Here is a 21,000-nt window from a genome sequence, read left to right as displayed (position 1 = left end):
TCTGCTCCTTAGTATCCGGCGGCGGCGCCGTTGCTGCGTGGATCGGTAGCCCCTTCAAGCAGGCCATTGGGATGGCGGACAATGGCCCCGGCGTGGCCCATCGCCTCGCTGAAATCGGCCAGCACTTCCACCTCGTGCCCCAGATCGCGCAGACGCGCGATGCAGGCGGGGGCAAAGCGTCCCTCCAGCTTCAGTGAATCCGAGGACTGGCCCCAGGTGCGGCCCAGCAGCCAGCGCGGACGGGAGATGCTCTCCTGCAGCGGCGCCCCCTGCAGGATATAGCGGGTAAACAGCGCGGCCTGGGTCTGCGGCTGACCGTCGCCGCCCATCGAGCCATAGACCATCACCCGGCCATCGTTCAGGCGCGCCGCGGCGGGGTTGAGGGTATGGAACGGCTGTTTGCCAGGGGCCAGCGCCAGGAGATGCTGCGGATCGAGGCTGAAGGCCGCCCCGCGGTTTTGCCAGACGATCCCGGTGTCCGGGATCACCACGCCGCTGCCAAACTCGTGATAGATGCTCTGAATAAACGACACTGCCAGTCCGCTGTTATCCACGACGCCCATCCAGACGGTATCGCCCGGTCCTTTGCCGCCGCCCCAGGGAGAAGCGCTGGCGTCGTCGATGCTGTCGGCCAGCGGCTGCAGGGCTTCCGGGGTGAGCAACGCCTGAACATCCACATCCAGATGGCGCGGATCGGTGATATGTGCATCGCGCAGGGCAAACGCCCGCTTGGTGGCTTCGACGATACGGTGCACCGTTTGCGCCTCGTCGGCGTCGGCCATGTTCAGACGGTCGGTGATGCCGAGGATCGCCAGCGACACCAGCCCCTGTGTGGGCGGGGCGAGGTTCCACAGCGTGCCCTGCCGGTGCTGAAGGGTCAGCGGCGCCGGACGCCGGGCGCGGTGGGCCTGCAGGTCGCCGAGGGTGACGGGCATCCCCAGCGCGGCCATCCCCTGGGCTAGACGTTCAGCCAGCGGGCCGCGATAGAAACTGTCGAGACCGTCGCTGGCCAGCATGCGCAGCGTTCCGGCGAGGGCGGACTGGCGAAAGCGGCTGCCGGTCCGGGGGGGCTCGCCCGCCATCAGCCAGGTTTCGCTGAAGCCTGGCTGATGGCGCAGCTCTTCCAGTTTGCTGGCGGTGGCGTGGGCCTGCGAGGCGGTGACCGGAATGCCGTCTTCGGCATAACCGATAGCATCGGCCAGCAGGCGGGCCACCGGCAGCGCGCGGCCGGTTAAGTCCCGAGAAATACGCAGCGCCTCGTCCCAGCCGCTGACGGTGCCGGCGACGGTCAGCGCGGCCTGCGGTCCCCGGTGGGGAATATGCTGCTGTCCGGCGTAGGCCTCGAGGGTCGCCAGCGACCCGGCGGCCCCGCTGGCGTCAATGGCGATGGGGTCTCCCTCAGGCGGCACGATCAGCCAGAAACCATCCCCACCCAGGCCATTCATATGGGGATAGACGACGGCGATGGCCGCCGCGGCAGCCACCATCGCTTCAATGGCGCTGCCGCCCTCGCGCAAGATGGCCAGCGCGCTCTGGCTGGCGAGGTGGTGGGGAGCGACCGCCATGCCGTGGGTCGAAACGTTGCTACTGTGCATAAATTATCCTTTCTGAACGAATCACCCGCAGAACACTGCAAAAGCTGTTCCAGCTCTGAACGTTTCGTTTCATTGATAAAAACAATGACCGGAATTTTCCCGCTGGCACGCTATGTGTAAGGCATAGCAGATACAGTATGATGAGGGATGGACGATGAAACGAAAGTTACAGGGGCGCTATGCAACAACTCGATGAACGACTGAAAGGGCAATACGCCTCGCTGTCGCCGCAGGAACAGCGGGTGGCGGATTTCATCTTTGACCACTTTGACGACCTGATAAGCTACAACAGCGCCGAGCTGGCGCAGCTGAGCGGTGTATCGAAAGCCACCGTCAGCCGGCTGTTCAAGCGCCTGGGCTATGACAAATATAAGGACATGCGCGATGAGCTGCGAACCCTGCGCCAGAGCGGGATGCCGCTGACTGATCAGCGCGACGCGGTGCAGGGTAACACGCTGCTGGCGCGTCATTATAAGCAGGAGATGGCGAACCTCACCCAATGGGTCAACGCCCTTGACGCGCGCCAGTTCGCCGAGGCGCTGACGGCGATGGTGGCCGCGCGTCGTATTGTGGTGATTGGCATGCGCAATGCCTATCCGGCGGCGCTGCACCTGCGCCAGCAGCTGCTGCAGGCCCGCGGTCAGGTGCTGGTGCTGCCCCAGCCTGGGCAGAGTCTCAGCGAAGAGCTGGTCGATCTGACCGCCGATGATCTGGTGGTGATGATGGCATTTCGCCGGCGGCCGCGGATCGTCCGCCCGCTCCTGCAGCAGCTGCAGCGCGATGGTGTGCCGGTCCTGTTAATGTGCGAGCCGCAGGCCCACAGTCTGTTCCCGCTCTCCCGCTGGCAGCTCTGCGCGCCGCTGGACAGCGTCTCGGCTTACGACAGCTATGCCTCGGTCAACAGCCTGATCAATCTGCTGGCCAATGCCTTTCTGCACGAAACGCTCGATAGCGGTCGTCCACGCATTCACGATATCGCTACGCTTTACCATCAGCTGGACGAGCTGGAACAACGCTGATGGGGCGCCAGCGTGGTGCTGTGCATCAATATGGTGCATATTGTTCCGCGTTCTGGCGCCGTCGTTTTTTGTTCTTCGGCTCCTTACTGCCTGTCCTTTCTCACTTTTAGCTTAAATTCCTCGCCAACCCGCGCATCGACCGTATCTGGCACATTAGTTGCAAAAACAGATTCAAAGAATCTTTTGTTTCATGCTAACGTAACGGGTAAACATCATGAAGAAACTGTTGATCGCACTGGCCGGGGCCGCTTGTCTCCTTTCGTCTGTTTCTGCCGCGCAGGCTGACCAGCTCCAGGATATTGAAAAACGCGGCGTCATCCGCATTGCCGTGCCCCAGGATTTTCCGCCGTTCGGCTCGGTGGGGACTGACCTGCAGCCGCAGGGGTATGACATCGATATGGCGCGCTATCTGGCGAAGTCGATGAAGCTCAAGCTGCAGCTGGTCCCGGTGACCAGCGCCAACCGCGTGCCGTATCTGCAGACCGATAAGGTGGACCTGGTGATCTCAAGCCTCGGCAAAAACGCCGAGCGAGAGAAAGTGATCGACTTCAGCCGCGCCTACGCCCCGTTCTTCCTCGGGGTGTTTGGCCCGAAAGGGGCGGAGCTGAAGGACGCGGCCGCGCTGAGCGGTAAAAGCGTCGGCGTGACCCGTGGGGCGGTGGAAGATATGGTGCTGACCAGCGTGGCGCCGCAGGCGGCGCAGATTAAGCGCTACGAGGACAATAACACCACGCTGTCGGCCTATCTGTCGGGCCAGGTGCAGTATGTCGCCACCGGTAACCTGGTGGTGGCGGCCATCTCCCGGCAGAACGCTGACAAAGCGCCGGTGCCGAGCTTTATGCTGAAGGACTCGCCGTGCTTTATCGGGCTGAAAAAGAACGAACCGGCGCTGAAGGCGAAAGTGGATACCCTGATCGAGCAGGGCATTAAGGACGGCACCCTCAACGGTTTGTCTGAGAAGTGGCTGAAAGCGCCGCTGCCTGCCAGCCTCGGCGCGTAAGGTCTGTGGATGACGGAGCAACTTCATTTTTCTGAGCTCTGGCCGCACTGGCCGGAGCTGCTGGCCGGTCTGTGGGTGACGGTGCAGCTGACGGTGCTGGCGACGATCGGCGGACTGGCGATTGGGATCCTCGGGGCGGCGATCCGCAGCGGCCGCCCGGGCGTCCTCAGCCGGATCTGGGGCGGATATGTGGAAATCATCCGTAACACGCCGTTCGTGGTGCAGCTCTTTTTTATCGTTTTTGGTTTACCGAACCTGGGACTGAAGATGACCGCCGGCGAAGCGGCGCTGCTGGCGATGGTGGTTAACCTTGGGGCTTACAGCACCGAGATCGTGCGCGCCGGCATCCAGGTGACGCCGAAAGGCCAGTGGGAGGCCGGACGCGTGCTCGGGCTCAGCCGGACGCAAACTTTCGTTCGCGTGGTGCTGCCCCCGGCGCTGCAGCGGATTTATCCGGCGCTGGTCAGCCAGTGCATCATCGTGATGCTCGGCTCGTCGGTGGTGTCGCAGGTCTCCTATGAGGAGCTGACCTTCGCCGCCAACCTGATCCAGTCGCGGACGTTTTTGAGCTTTGAGGTCTATCTGGTGACCACCGGGATCTACTTAGCGTTATCGATAGCGATGCGCCAGCTGCTGATGGCGGCGGGGCGTAAATGGCTGGGGGTGCAGGCATGATGACCACCTTTACCGACTGGGACATTATCCGCAACCTGCTGCTGGCCGGTCGCTGGACGGTGCTGCTGTCGCTGGTCGCGTTCACCGGCGGGGCGCTGGTGACCTTACCGCTGCTGCTGCTGCGCCTGACTGGCGGACGGCAGGTGAAACGGCTGATCCGCGGCTACGTCGAACTGTTTCAGGGGACGCCGCTGCTGATGCAGCTGTTTCTGGCATTTTTCGGCGTAGCGCTGTTCGGCATCGACGTCTCGGCATGGACCGCGGCGTCGGTGGCTCTGACGCTTTATACCAGCGCCTTTCTGCTGGATATCTGGTTCGGCAGCATTCGCGCGCTGCCGAAAGGCCAGTGGGAAGCCTCGCGCTGTCTCGGGCTGAGCTTCGGCCAGACCCTGTACCGGGTAGTGGCGCCGCAGGCGCTGCGCATCGCCATCGCGCCGACGGTGGGGTTCGCCGTGCAGGTGATCAAAGGCACGGCGCTGGCGTCGATTATTGGCTTTGTGGAGCTGACCAAGGCGGGAACCATGCTGACCAACGTCACTTACCAGCCGTTTAAAGTGTTTGCCCTGGTGGCGCTGGGCTATTTCATTCTGTGCTATCCGCTGTCCCGCTACAGCCGTTATCTGGAGAACAAATTCAATGCCTCTCATCACCATTAATCAGATGCAGAAGTACTACGGCGACAACCATGTGCTGAAGGGCGTCGATCTGGATATCGACATGGGGGAAGTGATCTCGATTATCGGCCGCAGCGGCTCGGGCAAAAGCACCCTGCTGCGCTGCATCAATGGTCTGGAGGGGTACCAGGAGGGGAGCATCAAGCTCGGGGGCATGACCATCACCGACCGCGATTCCCAGGCCCGGGAGATCAGCCGTTCTATCGGCATGGTGTTCCAGAACTTCAATCTCTTTCCGCACATGACGGCGCTGGAGAACGTCATGCTGGCCCCGCGGCGGGTGCTGAAGAAGTCCCAGGCCGAATGTCGCGAGCTGGCGCAGCGGATGCTGGAGAAGGTCGGTCTTGGCGATCGTCTGGATTACTATCCGGCCAACCTCTCCGGCGGCCAGCAGCAGCGCGTGGCCATCGCCCGGGCGCTGGCCATGTCGCCAAAAGTTTTACTCTGTGACGAAATCACTTCGGCGCTTGACCCGGAACTGGTGGGCGAAGTGCTGAAAGTACTGGAGCAGCTGGCGGCGGAAGGCATGACGCTGATCCTCGTCACCCATGAAATGAATTTTGCCCGCGAAGTGGGCGACCGCGTGGTGTTTATGCATCAGGGGCGCGTCTGGGAGCAGGGCGACAGCAAAACGCTGTTCGCCAGTCCGCAGACAACCGAACTGAAACAGTTTATCTCCTCGGTGCGCGGTCTTAACTAACGTAAGGAATGGCAGATGGATATCACTCAGTTTTCGCAAATTAACCCGCCGCAGCGCCTGCTGATGGGACCGGGGCCGATCAACGCCGACCCGCGCGTGCTGCGGGCCATGGCGAGCCAGCTGGTTGGTCAGTACGATCCGGCGATGACCCACTACATGAATGAAGTGATGGCGTTGTACCGCGGCGTATTTCGCACCGAAAACCGCTGGACGATGCTGGTGGACGGCACCTCCCGCGCCGGTATCGAAGCGATTCTGGTGTCGGCGATCCGGCCGGGTGACAAGGTGCTGGTGCCGGTGTTCGGCCGGTTTGGTCATCTGCTGTGCGAGATTGCGCGCCGCTGCCGGGCAGAAGTACACACCATCGAGGTGCCGTGGGGGGAAGTCTTTACCCCGGACCAGGTTGAAGACGCGATCAAGCGCGTGCGCCCGCGCCTGCTGCTCACCGTGCAGGGCGATACCTCGACCACCATGCTGCAGCCGCTGGCGGAGCTGGGAGAGATTTGTCGTCGCCACGACGTGCTGTTCTATACCGACGCCACCGCGTCGCTCGGCGGCAACCCGCTGGAAACCGACGCCTGGCAGCTGGACGCGGTGTCCGCCGGGATGCAGAAGTGCCTGGGCGGCCCCTCCGGCACCTCGCCCATCACCCTCAGCCCACGGATGGAAGAGGTCATCCGCCGCCGCCGCTGCATTGAGCAGGGGATCCGCACCGATGCCCACCACGATGGCGTCGACGAGATGATCTACTCCAACTATTTCGATCTCGGCATGGTGATGGATTACTGGGGGCCGGAGCGCCTGAACCACCATACCGAAGCGACCTCAGCGCTGTTCGCCGCCCGGGAGTGCGCGCGCCTGATCCTTCAGGAGGGACTCGACAACGGCATCGCCCGCCACAAGCTGCACGGCGATGCGCTGCTGAAAGGGATCCAGGCGATGGGGCTCGAGACCTTTGGCGACCTGCGGCACAAAATGAATAACGTGCTGGGGGTGGTGATCCCCAACGGGATCAACGGCGATCAGGTGCGTAAGCTGATGCTGGAAGATTTCGGCATTGAGATTGGCACCTCGTTCGGCCCGCTGCACGGTAAAGTCTGGCGCATTGGCACCATGGGCTATAACGCGCGTAAAGACTGTGTGATGCAGACCCTCAGCGCGCTGGAGGCGGTCCTGAACTACCTCAAGTTCACCACCACCCAGGGCGCGGCGATGCAGGCGGCCTGGGATCACTACCGCACCGAGGCCACCCTATGAGTGATACCGTCCGCCAGCAGGCGGAGAGAGAGGCGGCCGCCAGCCGGGTGATGGCGCGCGCCGACCAGCTGGCCGCCCTCAGCGAAACCGCCGACGCCCTGACCCGGGTCTATCTGTCGCCGGAGCATCTGCAGGCCAACCAGCTGGTGGGCCAGTGGATGCAGGCCGCCGGCATGATGGTGTGGCAGGACAGCGTCGGTAATATCTGCGGTCGCTATGAAGGCGTGCAGGAGGGCGCGCCGGCGGTGCTGCTGGGCTCTCATCTCGACACCGTGCGCAACGCCGGGCGCTACGACGGCATGCTCGGCGTACTGGCGGCGATTGAGGTGGTTCAGCGTCTGCACCAGCAGGGGCGACGGCTGGCGAAGGCTATCGAGATCGTCGGCTTTGGCGATGAAGAGGGTACCCGCTTCGGCATCACCCTGTTGGGTAGCCGCGGCGTCACCGGCACCTGGCCCGAAAGCTGGCTGTCACAGTGCGATGCCGACGGGGTGAGCGTCGCCCAGGCGCTGGTGAATGCCGGACTCGATCCGGCGCGGATCGCCCATGCCGCCCGCAACCCGCAGGATATCGCCGCCTATCTCGAACTGCATATCGAGCAGGGGCCGTGCCTGGAGCAGGCGGGTCTGGCGCTCGGCGTGGTGGAGGCGATTAACGGCGCCCGCCGCCTGACCTGCCGCTTTACCGGCGAAGCCGGCCATGCCGGCACGGTGCCGATGCTCCATCGTAAGGACGCGCTCGCCGCGGCGGCGGAATGGATGGTGCAGGTGGAAAGCCTGACCCGGCAGCGCGGCGGCAACCTGGTGGCGACGGTCGGCACCCTGCGCTGTGCGCCGGGCGCGGTGAACGTGATTCCGGGCGAGGTGCAGCTGACGCTGGATATTCGCGGCCCGCAGGATGCACCGCTGGCGGCGCTGCTGGAAGAGCTGCTGGCGCAGGCGCAGGCCATTGCCGGGCGCCGCCAGCTGAGCTTCACCGCCGAGGAGTATTACCGTATCGCCGCCACCGCCTGCGACAGTCAACTGCAGGCGGTTCTGAGCGAGGCGGTGACGGCGGTGCAGGGGCGTTCACTGACGCTGCCGAGCGGCGCAGGGCATGACGCCATCGCCATCGCCGAGCGCTGGCCATCGGCCATGCTGTTTGTGCGCTGCCTGGGGGGCGTCAGCCATCACCCGGCGGAGTCGGTCACCGCCGCCGACGTCGGGCTGGCTATCGACGCGTTCTCCCGGGCGGTAGAGAAGGTAGCTGACGCCTGATCGCGCCGGTTGCCGAGCCCCGGCTGGCGGTTTCACACCGCCAGCTGGTTGACTACCTCGGCGACGGAGGCGATGGCATGGATGTTGCCGATCCCCGCCCCCAGCGAGATATACCCCTCATCGGTATTCCCCTCCAGCATGCCCAGCCGCATTCCGCGCAGACCGCCCATCGCCTGGGCCAGCTCGGCCTTTGAGGCTCCGGCCCGGTCCATGGCCACCAGCTTGTCGCTCAGTTTGCCAGGCAGGGCGCGGTAGTAGTCCGGCAGCGTACGAAACAGCCGCAGATCCAGGCCGTTGGCGGCGAGAATTTTCGCTTTCACCGAGTCGGGAACGCGACTTTCGACGGTGCTGATGAATACCGAACCGGCGAAGACGCCTTCCGCGCCGAGGGCGTGAGCAGCGCGCGCTCCCCGGGCGTCGGTGATGCCCCCCGCGCCCATCACCGGAACCCGCTGAACAGCGTCAACGATCAGCGGGACGATAGTGAAGGTCCCCATTGCGGTAGCCGGCAGCGTGCCGCCTTCGTCAAAGCCGGTGGCGACGATGATGTCCGCTCCGGCCTGCTCCGCGCGACGGCTGTTCTCCGGCGTCGGGTTAATATCGCGGTAGATAATGGTGATCCCGGCGGTTTTCAGCTCATCGAACAGCGCCGGTTTTAACGAACCGTCTCCGTAGCCGGTGTAGACCACCACCTTAACACCTTCCTCTTTGATCACCGGCAGGATCGCCGGCGTCCAGATGTCGTTTTCCGCCGTCGGGATCAGGTTGACGCCAAAGGGTTTCTCAGTCAGCTGTTTGGTTTTGCGGATCTCTTCGCGCATTTTCTCTGCCGTCGCCTCCGGCGTGGAGACGGCGGTTGCCGCCGTCAGGCCGGCGTTCGGGCCCAGCACCCCGAGACCACCGGCGTTGCCGACGGCCGCCACCAGACGAGCATCGGTCAGCCAGGAGAGCGGGCCCTGGACTACCGGTTTTTCAATACCCAAAATGCGGGCCACACGGTTAGTTTGCATGATATTTTTCCTTGTACGTTAATGAGTTATCAATTTCTTCGCCCCAGCGATGCGGCAATGAGGGCAGTGTAGGCGCCTTTATTGTTTTAAAAAATGAGCAAAAACTTTCATCACTGTTATTAAATTGGTAATAATTGAGGCAGGCGAAGAGACGGGGAGCGAGCCGTTATGCAGATGAATCTGTTTGAAAATATTAAAATCTTTATTGAAATCGTCGACGCCGGTAGCTTTGCCCAGGCGGCGGAAAATTTGCAGATCCACCGGCCGGCGGTGACCAAAGCGCTGCAGCAGCTGGAGCGGGAGAGCGGTGTCAGGTTGCTGCAGCGCACTACCCGCCGCCTGTATCTCACGCCGGAAGGAGAAGAGTTTTATCGGCGCAGTAAACCGCTGCTCTCCCAGGCCGACGATCTGCTGGAGTCGTTCGCGCCGGACCGGCCGATCCGCGGCCAGCTACGCGTCGATATGCCAATCGCTTTTGCGCGGCTGCTGGTGATCCCGCATCTGGCGGATTTTTATCAGGCCCATCCGGAAGTGGAAATTGTCCTCAGTAGCTCCGATGTGCGCCGGGATATGCTGCGCGATGGCCTGGATTGTCTGCTGCGGGTGGGGGATCTGGAGGATGGCGACTATGTGGCGCGCTCGCTGGGGGAGGTGGCGTTAACCACCTGCGCGAGTCCTGCGTATCTGGCTCGCTATGGAGCGCCCGCCACGCTGGAGGAACTGCAGTCGCACCTGGCGGTGAACTGGGTAAACAGCAGCAGCCGACAGATTATGCCCTGGCGATTCCAGACCCCGGAGGGCATCAGGCAGATCGCCATCCCCGGTAAACTGGTGCTGGACAACTCAGAAGTTTTTACCGCCGCCGGGCTGGCAGGGCTGGGCATGCTGCAGGGAATGCGATTCTTTCTACAACCCTATATCGACAGTGGGGAGCTGGTAGAAATTCTGCCGGACTTCCCGGCGCCGCGTCGGCCACTGTCGCTGCTCTATCCGCACCGGCATCTCTCGCATAAGGTGCGGGTGTTTGCCGAGTGGCTGCAGGGGCTGGTGGCGACGCTGGATCGACCGGTGTCGCCTTGACTCTGGTGGCTGAGCGTTTATATATAAAATGTGAATGCTATTAAGGCAATAAATCACAAGGCTGGATAATGACTCAACCTGTAAGGGAATGCTGATGAAACTCTGGAATAAAACACTGCTTGCTTCCGCCCTTTGCCTGACCCTGTTTGGCTGCGACGATGCGTCGAAAGTGGATAACAAACTGGATAAGGCCAAAGATAATGCGGAGCAGATGAAGGATGCCGCGGCGGACAAAGCCCAGGCGATTAAGCAGGATGCGGATAAGCAAATTGATACGCTGAAAAGCCAGGCCGACGCCGAGGCCGATCGTCTGAAGGATCAGGCCAGCGCCATCAAGGCGGAGGCGGACAAGAAAGCGGATGCCATCGCCCAGCAGGCGAAAGCCCAGGCCGATGCGGTGAAGCAGAACGCAAAGCAGGAAAGTGACCGCATAGTCAAAGAGGCGGGTCAGATTAAAGACAACGCCATCGGTGACGCCAATCAGCTTTCGGCGGAAGCGGCGAGCAAAACCAAAGCCATTCAGGACAGTATCGCGAAGGATAAACAGAACACCACGCCACCGCCCGCCCAGCAGTAACTCGCGGTGTTTGCCGGGCCGTCGCCCGGAAATATAGGGAGCGGAGCCTGATAGATTGCCCGGCGGCGCTGCGCTTGCGCGGGCCTACGCAGGGGGCGGGTTGGCTGCGCAATGACCGGGCATCACCCTTTTGTAGGCCGGGCAAGACGACGCCGCCCGGCATATGGACCGCAATAACATCCTGCTGAGGGGTATCTTACGATACCCCTTTTTTATGCCCGCCGCGGGTTCAACGGTTTGGCAGCAGGGTGCCTTTCAGGCCGTGTGGCTCGGAGCGCAGATATTGCGAAGGAACACGAACCTGGGCGCCGAGGCTGGCGGCAGCGTGCCATGGCCAGTGCGGATCGTAGAGCACCGCGCGGGCGAGGGCGATCAGGTCGGCATCGCCATTCTCCAGCGCCGCTTCCGCCTGCTGCGGGTCGGTGATCAGCCCTACGCCAATCACCGGGATGGCTACCTGCTCGCGAATGTCGCGGGCGAAAGGCAACTGGTAGCCCGGACCGACGGTGATGGCCTGCTGCGGCGACAAACCGCCGCTGGAGACATGGATATAGTCGCTGCCCAGCGCTTCCAGCTGCTGGCTGAACTGAATGGACTGCTCGCCGTCCCAGCCGCCTTCAACCCAGTCGGTCGCCGACAACCTGACGCCCACCGCCATGGCGTTGCCCACCGCCTCGCGGATTGCCTTAAACACTTCCAGCGGATAGCGCATTCGGTTTTCCAGCGAACCGCCATACTCGTCACGGCGCTGATTGCTGAGCGGTGAAAGAAACTGGTGCAGCAGATAGCCGTGAGCGGCGTGCAGCTCAATCAGCTCAAAGCCCAGGCGTTGGGCGCGCAACGCGCTGGCGACAAAGGCCGCTTTGATGCGTGCCAGATCGGCATGGCTCAGCTCGGCCGGGGCGCGGTCGCCGTCGTGAAACGCCACCGCGGAGGGGGCGACGGTCTGCCAGCCGCCCTGGTTGAGCGCCAGCTGATGGCCACCCTGCCAGGGGGCCGCGCAGGAGGCCTTGCGCCCGGCATGCCCCAGCTGGATCCCCAGAGGGATCGGTGACCAGGCCCGGATATCCTCCACCACGGCACGCAGGGCGTTTTCGGTTTCATCATCCCACAGCCCCAGATCCCCAGGCGAGATACGTCCCGCCGGCTCTACTGCCGTGGCTTCCAGAATTAACAGGCCGGCGCCGGAGAACGCCAGCTGCCCGAGGTGGATCCGGTGCCAGGAGGTTGCCTTCCCCTCGTCGGCAGAATACTGACACATGGGGGCGATAACGATACGGTTATCCAGCGTCAACTGACCAATACGCGTCGCGCTAAAAAGATGACTCATGAGTACCTCGTAAATGTTAGACGTGGTCTTGCACGGGGGCGAACAGCCACTGTTTATAGCACGCCTGCTGGCCCCCCTTTATTCGGATATTGCGTTTAAACGTCCTGCTATTCGATAAACCAGAGACGACGCCGCCGGCCAGTTGCCTGCTGGGAGACCGCGCGGGCCATTGCGCTGCCAATCTCGGCGCTGGCCGTCAGCCCCTGGACAAAGGGGCGATCGTGCATCAGCCAGGGTAGAGCGCCGAAGGCGACCCGGCCGCGCACGGCCTCCGGCGCCTGCAGCGTGTAGTCATCGCCAACGTCAGGAATAGCGTCGCCGCAGGCCAGCAGCTGCTGGCGCAGTGAAGGAAAGGGCAGATCCCGGGTTTTCAATGCTTTCTGTCCGCGGGCATCGATAAAGACATCGAATTCACAGCGCTGCTGATGATGGACAATCAGCGTCCGGTCAGACTCGCGCTGCAGCTCGTAATCCTCACCCAGCGCCACAATTCGCAGAATGCCCGCCTGATGCAGGGCCAGCAACCGGCGAATGGACTCCGGCGGGATCGCAGCGTAGTTATCAATAAACACGCGGGCGAGCCCCTGGCGGAAGCGACGGCTGTCCTCGTCGTTGAGCTGCGGCACCACGGTTTCAATCGCCTCGTGCAGGCGGAGAATGGCATAGCGCCAGGGCACCGTGTGGCGCTCGCGCTTATTGCGCTCCACCTCCTGCAGATTGTGCTGCGCCCACTGGAAGGGGTCATGGGTGAGACGGTCGGCAAACCAGGCGTCGGCGATGCTGTCAGGCGTCAGCTGGCGCAGCCCCGTCGCCTCGCACCAGGCCGGGGCGGCATATTCCAGCTCATGGACGATCAGCTGGAACACCCGATCCAGCAGGCCGTCGCTGCCCTCAGCGACGGCCGCCTCAAGGGCGGCGGGGGTGGCGATCTCCAGCGGCTCCCACGGGATCGGGCAGTAAAAATCGGCCTCCGGCAGCACGCCGTTGCGTGACATCAGCGTGATCTCCAGCGCGTCGCTGCCGGGATGCAGGGAAAAATGGGTGGTTTTGTCATGCTCAGTATGGAAAACGCCGTGGCGGGCCACCACCGCCACGGCGGCATCAATCGCGCTTAAGGAGGTCCCGAGGATCCCGACCCGACAGGGGGCGATGCGGGCCTCCATCAGGCCGGTCCACGGACTGGGGAAGTACTGCCGGCTGGCGCGTTCTTCTTCAGGCCACAAATGGCCGGTGGCAATCACCACCAGATCGACCATTACCGGCTGTGCCGCGCCGTCGGTGTGGATGGCGATCCCGACGGGCTGCACCGCAATATCTGTGACCTCACAGGACTCGCAGACGCTCACCACGAAGCCGGCGTCTCTGGCCCGTTGCACAAGATATAGAAAGCGGTCGCGGTAGTACTCGCCGAGGATCACCCGCGGCAGAAACTGGCGCTCATGCAGAGCCTGCCGTTCAAGACCGCGCGCCGCCAGCCAGTCGTCGCTCTGCTGCTGCAGCCATTGCAGATAGGTCAGGTCAATAGGGGGGATCTCAATGCTGGCAATATTGGCCAGCATCTGCGCCGCGGTATTATCGTCGCTATAGGGCATACCCACCCCGGCCTGCGCCTCTTTTTCAAACAGCGCGATCGATAGCGGCTCACCGCGCTTCACCAGTTCATACAAGGTGTAAATCCCCGTCGGCCCGGCGCCGACGATGGCGATTCTCTTCATGATTCTCTCCCTTCCTGTGGGTGGATGCGGCATCTGGGGCAGTGCACTGAAGCCAGCCTGTCCTTAATTCTGGTCGAAAATTAGCGAACCGGTGGGCCGTCGCACGCAATTTGAAACAAATTAGCGTGCTAATAAACTTGCCGACGGCCAGAAAAGGGGTGTAATTAACAAAAGAGCAACTTTCTATACAAACAATTTACACAAGCGGTGGCACCAGCCTGCTCTGCCGGACGCCGCGCAAGCTCCCGGCAACGCCGTCGGGATAGGGATGACAAGATGCACGGCTGGACTTCACGACAGCGCAACGCGGCGATCGCCAGTTTTTTAAGCTGGACGCTCGATGCTTTCGACTTTTTCCTGTTGGTTTTTTTACTGAGCGATATCGCCCACTCGTTTCACGTCGACCTTGAAGAGGTCACCCTGGCGATTCTGCTGACCCTGGCCGTGCGGCCCGTTGGCGCGCTGATCTTCGGCCGGGCGGCGGAGAAGTTTGGCCGCAAACCGATCCTGATGCTCAACATCGTTTTCTTCTCCGCCTTTGAGCTGCTCTCCGCCGCGGCGCCGTCGTTGATGCTGTTTTTTCTGCTGCGGGTACTGTACGGCGTGGCGATGGGCGGGATCTGGGGCGTGGCTTCGTCGCTGGCGATGGAGACGATCCCTGACCGCTCGCGCGGCCTGATGTCCGGTCTGTTCCAGGCGGGGTATCCCTTCGGCTATCTGCTGGCGGCCGTGGCCTACGGGCTGTTGTTTACTCAGCTCGGCTGGCGCGGGATGTTTGTCATTGGCGCCGCCCCGGTGCTGCTGTTGCCGTTTATCTATTTCTGCGTCGAGGAGTCCCCGGTCTGGCTGGCGGCACGGCAGAGTAAAGCGAGCACGGCTCTGCTGCCGGTGTTGCGTAGCCACTGGAAGCTGTGCCTGTACCTGGTGGTGCTGATGGCGGCCTTTAACTTCTTCTCCCACGGGACGCAGGATCTCTACCCGGTCTTTTTGAAAGTCCAGCACGGCTTCGAGCCTAAAACGGTCAGCATTATCGCGGTGTGCTACAACATCGCCTCGATCATCGGCGGGGTTTTCTTCGGCTCGCTGTCGGAGAAGATTGGCCGGCGCAAAGCGATTATGAGCGCCGCCCTGCTGGCGCTGCCGGTGATCCCGCTGTGGGCATTCGCCAGCGGCTCGCTGGCGCTGGGGGCCGGGGCGTTTCTGATGCAGTTTATGGTGCAGGGCGCCTGGGGGGTGATCCCTACCTGGCTCAACGAACTGGTTCCGGCCAACACCCGGGCAGTGCTGCCCGGCTTCGTCTATCAGCTGGGTAACCTGCTGGCCTCGGTGAATGCCACCCTGCAGGCCTCCATTGCCCAGCACCACGGGCATAACTACGGCCTGGCGATGGCCCTGGTGGCCGGGACGGTGGCGATCGTCATTACCATTCTGACCTTCTTTGGCCGTGAGGGCCGGATGACGCAACCCGCCGGGACGGCGCCTCACCAGCCGCTCTCCACCAGCCGTTAAGCGCTAACGCCGGGCGTTGTCAGACGCCCGGCAGACAAGCTAACCGCGCAGGCGAACCGTCGCCGTCTGGCGTTTCTCCAGCGAGCAGATGCCAATCCCCAGCATAATGAACAGCGCGCTGAACAGGTGCCAGGCATGCGGCTGGGTATGCAGGAAGAGGATGCTCAACACCCCGCCGGAGAGCGGGATGATATGGGTGTAAATTTCCCCCCGCGTGGCGCCAATCGTAGCGATACCTTTATTCCAGAAAAGATAGGCCAGCCACGACGGGAAAATCACCAGATAAGCCAGACCGCTGAGGAAAAACGGCTCGCGCCAGGCGGTCCAGTCCTGCGCCGGGTGGCGCATCAGCCAGAAGGCGACGATTGGTAGCAGGAGCAGGGCGCCGAGCAGCGAGCTGACGGCGACAAAGCCATTCGCCGGGATGCGGCGGTCCTTCAGACGTAACAGCGAACAATAGAGCGCCCAGCTCAGCGCCGAACCCATCGCCCACAAATCGCCGACGGAAAAAGTATGCAGCGAGGCGGCATGCAGCGGATTCCCCTGGAATAAGAGGATCATCACCCCAAGAGTGCTGAAGACCACCCCCAGCCAGTTGCGGGCCGATACCGGGTCGCGAAAAATCAGCCGGTTAATCAGCAGCACCATGCTCGGCGTGGCGGACATATAGATGGCGGCGTTGAGGGCGGAGGTAGTTTGCAGACCGATATAGAGCGTGAGCGGGAAACTGACCTGACCGCACAGGGTGAGCACCAGCACCGCCGGGGCGTTTTCCCGCAGCAGGTGACGACTGTCGGCAATCTGCCGGCGGTAGAGCAGGCCCAGCAGCAGCGCCGTCAGCGCCCACCGCGCTTCGGTCATCAGGATCGGATCCACGCCCTGAACCAGCACGTGACCGACAACGTAATTCCCGCCCCAGAACAGAGCGGCCAGCGTCAGTAACAGATAGGGCATAGTGATTCCTTGTGTCGTTTGTCACTGTACTTGATGGTAACTTTATTATTTTTATAATATCAATAATATTTTAGTGGTTTTTGTTTTCTTAGTTTAAATTCTCTAAAAAACAGCACGTTATCAATATGAATGAAATTTACGTTGCCGCATTGTGAGCGGTACTATACCGTATAGTCGCCATGCATTTCACAGGGATAAATTCATGCGTAATACCGACAATGGGGTCATTGGTCGTGACCAAACCGCGGTGATGGCCAGGCTGGCGCTGGATGAGTTAATTGACCAGCTTCTGCACAGTAACGCGCTGTCGCTGAAGTTGACGGCCAATCCGCAGGTCGCCGACAGAGCCTGGCATCTGGCTGAGAATATCTGCATCCGCGCCTTCTCCGCTGACGACCCGCAGGCCAAAAAGCGCGCGCACCATGCGCTGTTCATCCTCTATCAGTCCTGGCTTGCCGACCCGCTCTCGCCGGCGGCTGCCAATCAGTTTCATCCACTGCTCTCCGGGATCCGAAATTACATTGAGTCTGAGTGGCTGCGGGCGGAAAGCAAACGTTTCCACCGCCAGCGACCGGTGCTCAATGCCGGCAATATCGTCGACGAACTGCGCGCTCTATGCCAGCAGCACCCGGCGTCTCATCATCCGCTGTTCGATTTCCTTGCCAGCGAGGCCTCCGCCGCGCAGATCGACTATTTCTTCAAAAGCGACAGCGCGCTGAATCTGCTTTTCTTCGATCTGGTGGCGATGGGGCTGGTGGGCTCGTTGCCGGAAACCCGCGCCGAGATTGCGCAGAATTTGTGGGATGAGATAGGTCAGGGCAGCACTGAGATCACCCACGTCAATCTGTATAAGGATTTACTGAAGCGGCGGAATATCGCCTTACCGGACAACCATTTTGCCCATCTGTACGAGTGGCAGGGGCTGGCCGGGTATAACGCCTTTATGGTCGGCGGCGTAAATCGTCAGCATTACTACAAATCGCTGGGAGTGATGGCGATGACCGAACTGCTCGACCCGCCGCAGTATGAAAAACTGGTGGCGGGCTGTCGGCGGATTGGGCTTTCCGATCGCGACGTGCATTACTATGCCGAACATATCACGGTCGATATCGGCCATGCGGACGGTTGGCTGAATAATGTCATTATGCCGATTGGCAAAAAACATCCGGCGGCGATGGAGGAGGTCTACTTTGGCGCCGCGCTGCGCCTGCAAACCTGCAACGATTACTATGATGGCCTGCTGGCGGCGCTGCAGTCGCTGGACGGCAGCGCATCATCTCACAGCGTACCGCCTTCTGAGTAAATAAGCGCTTTGGCCGCGCTCCAGGCGGTCGTCCCCGGCGGGATCTCCCGGCATTCGGCGGACTCGGCCTGCTGGGCGGCGATGGCGCCATCGATGAGCATCACCATCATCATAGCGACCCGTTCGGCAGGCTCTGGTTTTAATACCAGAGTCAGGATTTCGCGGAAAAACTGCCACAGGCGCGACTTGAAGCGGGAGCACTGCTCCCGGATCGCCGGCGATGACGCGCCATATTCGAATAGCGCGCGGGTGAACATGCAGCCGTGGAACGTTTCGCAGGTCAACCAGCACTGATAGTAGTCGAACACGGCGAACAGCTTCTCCCGCGCGGTGGCTTTATCCGCGGTGATCTGCGTCAGATCCTGCATAAACTCGCTCTCTTTTTGCCGGAGGATAGCCAGAATGAGCGCCTCTTTATCGGCATAGTAGCGGTAGAAGGTCATTTTGGAGATGCCGGCATGCTCAGCAATCCGCTCGATGCTGGGGGACTGATATCCTTCGCGATTAAACAGCGCGCTGGCGTGGCGGAGAATGTCCGCTTGTTTTGGCTTCATGCGTTTTCCTGTCGACTGGTTCGCTGTCACGACGGCCGGAGACTCGGCCGTCCTGCGACAGCGGTGCATTATGCCGGATCTTGCCGCCAGGCGGGTAAAAAGTAAATCAGCCGCACCTTTGCGGCGCCGGTGTGTCTGTATAAGGTTACAAGGATGAAGAAGAACATTGCCTTTTTTGACTTCGATGGCACGATCACCCACGAAGATACGTTTACCCCTTTTATTTATCAGTCCCTCGATGCGAAAGCCATTCGTCAGGGCAAATTGCGGCTGTTGCCGTATATTCTCGCCTGGAAAATGGGCTGGCTTTCCGCCTCTGCCATCCGGCAAAAAGTATTTCATTATGCTTTTGCCGGGAAATCGCAACCTGAGATCCTGCAGCGCGGGAACGATCATAGCCAGGTATTTATTCCCTATACACTGCGGGAGAACGCGATGCAGCGCATAGCCTGGCATCAGGCGCGAGGGGACACCGTGGTGGTGGTTTCAGCCTCGCTGGATGTCTATCTTCGACCGTGGTGCCAGCAGCATAATCTTGAGCTGCTGTGCAGCGAAGTGGAATTTCAAAACGGGGCAGCGACCGGAAAGTATCAGGGGGGAGACTGCAGCGGCCTGGCCAAAAAGGCGCGTATCCTGGCGAACTACTCCCTGGCCGATTACGAGGAGATCTTCGCCTACGGCGATACGCCGGAAGATTTCGCCATGCTGGCGCTGGCCACCACCAAAATCTATCGCTGGGATGAGGCTCCGCCATGAGCCTGGCAGCGCCAGGCTACGCAGGTTAAGATGGCGCGCGATTGCCCGTCTCACCAGGAAGAAGAGAAGAGATGATGTTACCCCTGACCACGCCCCGGCTGCTGCTGCGCCGGTTCAGAACGGAAGATCTGCCGTCTTTCAGCCATTATCGCAACCTGCCGGAGGTGGCCCGCTTTCAGAGCTGGACCCACTACAGCATGGCAGAGGCGACAGCCTTCTATGAACAACAGCGTTCGCTGGCCTTTGCTGAGGATGAAAGCTGGTTCCAGCTTGCCGTAGCGATCCAGGCCAACGGTGCGCTGGCGGGAGATGTGGGGATCCACTTTTTCGATCAGGGCAGACAGGCCGAGCTGGGGATGACCTTTTCCCCGGCATATCAGCATCAGGGGTATGCCCGGGAAGCCATGCGGGCGGTGATAGCCTTACTCTTTGAGCAGTTAGCCCATCACCGGCTGATAGCGGTGGTAGACACTCGCAATACCGGGGCGATCAAACTCCTCGAAGGGCTGGGCTTTCGTCGCGAGGCGCATTACCGGCAGAATATCTTTTTTAAAGGCGAGTGGGGCGATGAGTATCTGTACGCGCTGCTGCGCAGCGAATATCAGTGAAGTGACGGCATGGCCGTCACTTCTGTCCGGCCGGGCGATCAGCTATGCTGGCGGATAAAGCGCGCGCGCCACGGTTTTAGCACCCACAGCGCGAGGGCGGCGGTGATAAAATCCAGACCAATCGCGCAGCTGAAAACCACATGCCAGCCGTGGGTGTACTGATAGAGCAGCGCCGCCAGCGGGCCGCCGAAGATTGACCCGATGCCCTGCGAAATATACAGCCAGCCATAGTTGCTGGCGGCATTTTCGCTGCCAAAGGTATCAGTGAGCGTCGACGGAAAGAGCGAGAAGATCTCCCCCCAGCCAAAGAACACCACCCCGGAGAGCAGGACAAACAGCAGCGGATCTTCCCGGCACGCCAGCCAGAGCGTCATCGCCACTCCCTCCAGCGCAAAGGCGATAAACATGGTTTGCTCGCGGCCGAAGCGGTCGGAAATAAAACCAAACAGCGGCCGGGTTAAGCCGTTGGTGAAGCGGTCTATCGTTAACGCCAGCGGCAGCGCCGCCATGCCAAACACCACCGCCTGGCTAATGCCGAAGTCCTCGGCGAACACCGCCATCTGCGAGGTGACCATCAGCCCGGAAGTCGACATCATTGCCATCATGGCAAACATCAGCCAGAACAGCGGCTGGCGCAGCATTTCCCGGGAGGTAAACGATCTGCTGCTCTGCGCCACCGTCTGGCTGACGGGCAGGGAGACAGCAGGCGGCGGCAGCTTCAGCCCCTGACTGGCGAGGAAGCCGATGAGGGCGAAAAGGATCCCGAAAGTTGTCAGCGTGTGTTCAAGGCCGTTAGTGGTCAGCGACAGGGAGATGGGGAAAGTGGTTATGATCGCCCCCATCCCGTAGCCCGCCGCCACCGCGCCGGCGGCAAAACCCCGCTGCCTTGGGAACCATTTAACCATCAGGCCGACAACGCCGATATAGACGATCCCGGTCCCGAGGCCGCCCATGCAGCCATAAACCAGCCACAGCGTCGCCAGGCTCTTCACCTGCGCAGAAAGCACCCAGCTCATTCCGGCCATCACCGTGCCGATAGCGATCAGCCGCCGTGGGCCAAATTTTTCCACTAACCGCCCCTGGAAGGGCGAAAAGAAGGTCTGGAGGATGATCAACAGCGAGAAGGTGACCTGCAGCTCGGGCAGACCGACGCCCAGCCTGGCGGCCAGGGGTTTCGTCAGCAGCGTCCAGACATATTGCGGGCTGGAGATGGCGGCCATACAGATCAAGCCCAGCACCAGCTGGCGCCATTTGCCATATTTCGGGGTAACCAACGGTTCGCTGAGTGTCGTCATGTTGTTCTCCGTTTTCAGTTAACAGACTTTCGTGAAACGCATTCACCCTGGATGCCTCACGGAAAGGGGAAGGTGGCGACCGCAGAGTGACGACGTGTTGTGGCCATACGGCATACGATCTTGTCCACATCGC

The 21,000-nt window shown here is 61.5% G+C and carries 20 protein-coding genes; 13 read left to right on the top strand and 7 right to left on the bottom strand.

The window, feature by feature from the left end; all coding sequences use genetic code 11:
• Window positions 1–8: 8 nt before the first annotated feature.
• Window positions 9–1,595, bottom strand: coding sequence for an oxamate amidohydrolase (gene hpxW, locus ACLEXF_RS04225; protein ID WP_407259787.1), 1,587 nt, complete (start codon window positions 1,593–1,595; stop codon window positions 9–11).
• 179 nt (window positions 1,596–1,774) lie between these two features.
• Between hpxW and hpxU the strand changes: the two genes are divergently transcribed.
• The 7 genes from hpxU to hpxK all read left to right on the top strand — a co-directional run bounded on the left by hpxU (window position 1,775) and on the right by hpxK (window position 8,176).
• Window positions 1,775–2,614 carry a MurR/RpiR family transcriptional regulator HpxU gene (hpxU, locus tag ACLEXF_RS04220; RefSeq protein WP_117130024.1) on the top strand — a complete coding sequence of 280 codons (840 nt, stop codon included), beginning with the start codon at window positions 1,775–1,777 and terminating at the stop codon, window positions 2,612–2,614.
• Between the two features lie 214 nt (window positions 2,615–2,828).
• Window positions 2,829–3,614, top strand: coding sequence for a transporter substrate-binding domain-containing protein (locus ACLEXF_RS04215; RefSeq protein ID WP_002905298.1), 786 nt, complete (start codon window positions 2,829–2,831; stop codon window positions 3,612–3,614).
• Between the two features lie 9 nt (window positions 3,615–3,623).
• A complete protein-coding gene (locus ACLEXF_RS04210; RefSeq protein ID WP_002905296.1) occupies window positions 3,624–4,289 on the top strand; it encodes an amino acid ABC transporter permease in 666 nt (221 codons plus the stop codon).
• The gene (locus ACLEXF_RS04205) at window positions 4,289–4,945 is read left to right on the top strand and encodes an amino acid ABC transporter permease (protein WP_002905295.1); all 657 of its coding nucleotides are present in this window, start codon (window positions 4,289–4,291) and stop codon (window positions 4,943–4,945) included. The genes ACLEXF_RS04210 and ACLEXF_RS04205 overlap by 1 nt, the downstream gene beginning before the upstream one ends.
• Window positions 4,926–5,663 (top strand): amino acid ABC transporter ATP-binding protein, encoded by a 738-nt coding sequence (locus ACLEXF_RS04200; protein WP_002905293.1) that lies wholly within the window; start codon window positions 4,926–4,928, stop codon window positions 5,661–5,663. The genes ACLEXF_RS04205 and ACLEXF_RS04200 overlap by 20 nt, the downstream gene beginning before the upstream one ends.
• Before the next feature lie 15 nt (window positions 5,664–5,678).
• Entirely contained in the window at window positions 5,679–6,920 is a 1,242-nt protein-coding gene (locus tag ACLEXF_RS04195) for a pyridoxal-phosphate-dependent aminotransferase family protein (protein WP_004205834.1), read from the top strand.
• Window positions 6,917–8,176 (top strand): allantoate amidohydrolase, encoded by a 1,260-nt coding sequence (gene hpxK / locus ACLEXF_RS04190; protein WP_004205837.1) that lies wholly within the window; start codon window positions 6,917–6,919, stop codon window positions 8,174–8,176. The genes ACLEXF_RS04195 and hpxK overlap by 4 nt, the downstream gene beginning before the upstream one ends.
• A 32-nt stretch (window positions 8,177–8,208) precedes the next feature.
• Here the strand turns inward: hpxK and ACLEXF_RS04185 are convergent, their stop codons facing one another.
• Window positions 8,209–9,186, bottom strand: coding sequence for an NAD(P)H-dependent flavin oxidoreductase (locus ACLEXF_RS04185; protein ID WP_065877637.1), 978 nt, complete (start codon window positions 9,184–9,186; stop codon window positions 8,209–8,211).
• A 174-nt stretch (window positions 9,187–9,360) separates the two neighbouring features.
• Between ACLEXF_RS04185 and ACLEXF_RS04180 the strand changes: the two genes are divergently transcribed.
• Both ACLEXF_RS04180 and ACLEXF_RS04175 read left to right on the top strand, forming a co-directional pair.
• Window positions 9,361–10,266, top strand: a complete 906-nt coding sequence (locus tag ACLEXF_RS04180) for a LysR family transcriptional regulator (protein WP_072206860.1) — start codon at window positions 9,361–9,363, stop codon at window positions 10,264–10,266.
• Between the two features lie 88 nt (window positions 10,267–10,354).
• Window positions 10,355–10,843, top strand: coding sequence for a hypothetical protein (locus ACLEXF_RS04175; RefSeq protein WP_004205841.1), 489 nt, complete (start codon window positions 10,355–10,357; stop codon window positions 10,841–10,843).
• A gap of 229 nt (window positions 10,844–11,072) precedes the next feature.
• Here ACLEXF_RS04175 and ACLEXF_RS04170 read toward each other — a convergent pair whose 3' ends face one another.
• Window positions 11,073–12,173, bottom strand: a complete 1,101-nt coding sequence (locus tag ACLEXF_RS04170) for an NADH:flavin oxidoreductase/NADH oxidase (protein ID WP_023289748.1) — start codon at window positions 12,171–12,173, stop codon at window positions 11,073–11,075.
• Between the two features lie 107 nt (window positions 12,174–12,280).
• Window positions 12,281–13,888, bottom strand: coding sequence for an FAD-NAD(P)-binding protein (locus ACLEXF_RS04165; protein WP_060655847.1), 1,608 nt, complete (start codon window positions 13,886–13,888; stop codon window positions 12,281–12,283).
• A 276-nt stretch (window positions 13,889–14,164) separates the two neighbouring features.
• Here ACLEXF_RS04165 and ACLEXF_RS04160 point away from each other — a divergent pair, with 276 nt between their 5' ends.
• Window positions 14,165–15,397: an MFS transporter gene (locus tag ACLEXF_RS04160; RefSeq protein ID WP_004205848.1), complete on the top strand. Its 1,233-nt coding sequence runs from the start codon at window positions 14,165–14,167 to the stop codon at window positions 15,395–15,397.
• A gap of 39 nt (window positions 15,398–15,436) precedes the next feature.
• Here ACLEXF_RS04160 and ACLEXF_RS04155 read toward each other — a convergent pair whose 3' ends face one another.
• On the bottom strand, window positions 15,437–16,351 hold the full coding sequence (locus ACLEXF_RS04155) for a DMT family transporter (protein ID WP_101993425.1): 915 nt from the start codon (window positions 16,349–16,351) through the stop codon (window positions 15,437–15,439).
• Between the two features lie 202 nt (window positions 16,352–16,553).
• Between ACLEXF_RS04155 and ACLEXF_RS04150 the strand changes: the two genes are divergently transcribed.
• On the top strand, window positions 16,554–17,654 hold the full coding sequence (locus ACLEXF_RS04150; protein ID WP_043519581.1) for an iron-containing redox enzyme family protein: 1,101 nt from the start codon (window positions 16,554–16,556) through the stop codon (window positions 17,652–17,654).
• On the opposite strand, the gene ACLEXF_RS04145 is transcribed toward ACLEXF_RS04150, so the two are convergent.
• Window positions 17,630–18,208, bottom strand: coding sequence for a TetR/AcrR family transcriptional regulator (locus ACLEXF_RS04145; protein ID WP_407259789.1), 579 nt, complete (start codon window positions 18,206–18,208; stop codon window positions 17,630–17,632). The genes ACLEXF_RS04150 and ACLEXF_RS04145 overlap by 25 nt on opposite strands.
• 153 nt (window positions 18,209–18,361) lie before the next feature.
• Here ACLEXF_RS04145 and ACLEXF_RS04140 point away from each other — a divergent pair, with 153 nt between their 5' ends.
• Together ACLEXF_RS04140 and ACLEXF_RS04135 are read left to right on the top strand one after the other, a co-directional pair.
• Complete coding sequence (locus ACLEXF_RS04140; protein WP_043519580.1) at window positions 18,362–18,964, top strand: HAD-IB family hydrolase; 603 nt, start codon at window positions 18,362–18,364, stop codon at window positions 18,962–18,964.
• A 71-nt stretch (window positions 18,965–19,035) separates the two neighbouring features.
• A complete protein-coding gene (locus ACLEXF_RS04135) occupies window positions 19,036–19,572 on the top strand; it encodes a GNAT family N-acetyltransferase (protein WP_017900284.1) in 537 nt (178 codons plus the stop codon).
• A 38-nt stretch (window positions 19,573–19,610) separates the two neighbouring features.
• On the opposite strand, the gene oxlT is transcribed toward ACLEXF_RS04135, so the two are convergent.
• Entirely contained in the window at window positions 19,611–20,867 is a 1,257-nt protein-coding gene (gene oxlT, locus ACLEXF_RS04130; protein ID WP_136022945.1) for an oxalate/formate MFS antiporter, read from the bottom strand.
• Between the last annotated feature and the right edge of the window lie 133 nt (window positions 20,868–21,000).

The organism is Klebsiella pneumoniae complex sp. WS1778 (assembly GCF_049472055.1).
In the GTDB taxonomy this organism is placed as follows: Bacteria; Pseudomonadota; Gammaproteobacteria; order Enterobacterales; family Enterobacteriaceae; genus Klebsiella; species Klebsiella quasipneumoniae.
This window is presented reverse-complemented; position numbering and strand designations above follow the sequence as displayed.

Coding starts and splice junctions, on each gene's coding strand:
- ACLEXF_RS04135 (WP_017900284.1), top strand. CDS start 19,036: ATGATGTTACCCCTGACCACGCCCCGGCTGCTGCTGCGCCGGTTCAGA.
- ACLEXF_RS04170 (WP_023289748.1), bottom strand. CDS start 12,173: ATGAGTCATCTTTTTAGCGCGACGCGTATTGGTCAGTTGACGCTGGAT.
- ACLEXF_RS04205 (WP_002905295.1), top strand. CDS start 4,289: ATGACCACCTTTACCGACTGGGACATTATCCGCAACCTGCTGCTGGCC.
- ACLEXF_RS04175 (WP_004205841.1), top strand. CDS start 10,355: ATGCTGATGAAACTCTGGAATAAAACACTGCTTGCTTCCGCCCTTTGC.
- hpxW (WP_407259787.1), bottom strand. CDS start 1,595: ATGCACAGTAGCAACGTTTCGACCCACGGCATGGCGGTCGCTCCCCAC.
- oxlT (WP_136022945.1), bottom strand. CDS start 20,867: ATGACGACACTCAGCGAACCGTTGGTTACCCCGAAATATGGCAAATGG.
- ACLEXF_RS04165 (WP_060655847.1), bottom strand. CDS start 13,888: ATGAAGAGAATCGCCATCGTCGGCGCCGGGCCGACGGGGATTTACACC.
- ACLEXF_RS04215 (WP_002905298.1), top strand. CDS start 2,829: ATGAAGAAACTGTTGATCGCACTGGCCGGGGCCGCTTGTCTCCTTTCG.
- ACLEXF_RS04210 (WP_002905296.1), top strand. CDS start 3,624: ATGACGGAGCAACTTCATTTTTCTGAGCTCTGGCCGCACTGGCCGGAG.
- hpxU (WP_117130024.1), top strand. CDS start 1,775: ATGCAACAACTCGATGAACGACTGAAAGGGCAATACGCCTCGCTGTCG.
- ACLEXF_RS04200 (WP_002905293.1), top strand. CDS start 4,926: ATGCCTCTCATCACCATTAATCAGATGCAGAAGTACTACGGCGACAAC.
- ACLEXF_RS04140 (WP_043519580.1), top strand. CDS start 18,362: ATGAAGAAGAACATTGCCTTTTTTGACTTCGATGGCACGATCACCCAC.
- ACLEXF_RS04160 (WP_004205848.1), top strand. CDS start 14,165: ATGCACGGCTGGACTTCACGACAGCGCAACGCGGCGATCGCCAGTTTT.
- ACLEXF_RS04180 (WP_072206860.1), top strand. CDS start 9,361: ATGAATCTGTTTGAAAATATTAAAATCTTTATTGAAATCGTCGACGCC.
- hpxK (WP_004205837.1), top strand. CDS start 6,917: ATGAGTGATACCGTCCGCCAGCAGGCGGAGAGAGAGGCGGCCGCCAGC.
- ACLEXF_RS04145 (WP_407259789.1), bottom strand. CDS start 18,208: ATGAAGCCAAAACAAGCGGACATTCTCCGCCACGCCAGCGCGCTGTTT.
- ACLEXF_RS04150 (WP_043519581.1), top strand. CDS start 16,554: ATGCGTAATACCGACAATGGGGTCATTGGTCGTGACCAAACCGCGGTG.
- ACLEXF_RS04185 (WP_065877637.1), bottom strand. CDS start 9,186: ATGCAAACTAACCGTGTGGCCCGCATTTTGGGTATTGAAAAACCGGTA.
- ACLEXF_RS04155 (WP_101993425.1), bottom strand. CDS start 16,351: ATGCCCTATCTGTTACTGACGCTGGCCGCTCTGTTCTGGGGCGGGAAT.
- ACLEXF_RS04195 (WP_004205834.1), top strand. CDS start 5,679: ATGGATATCACTCAGTTTTCGCAAATTAACCCGCCGCAGCGCCTGCTG.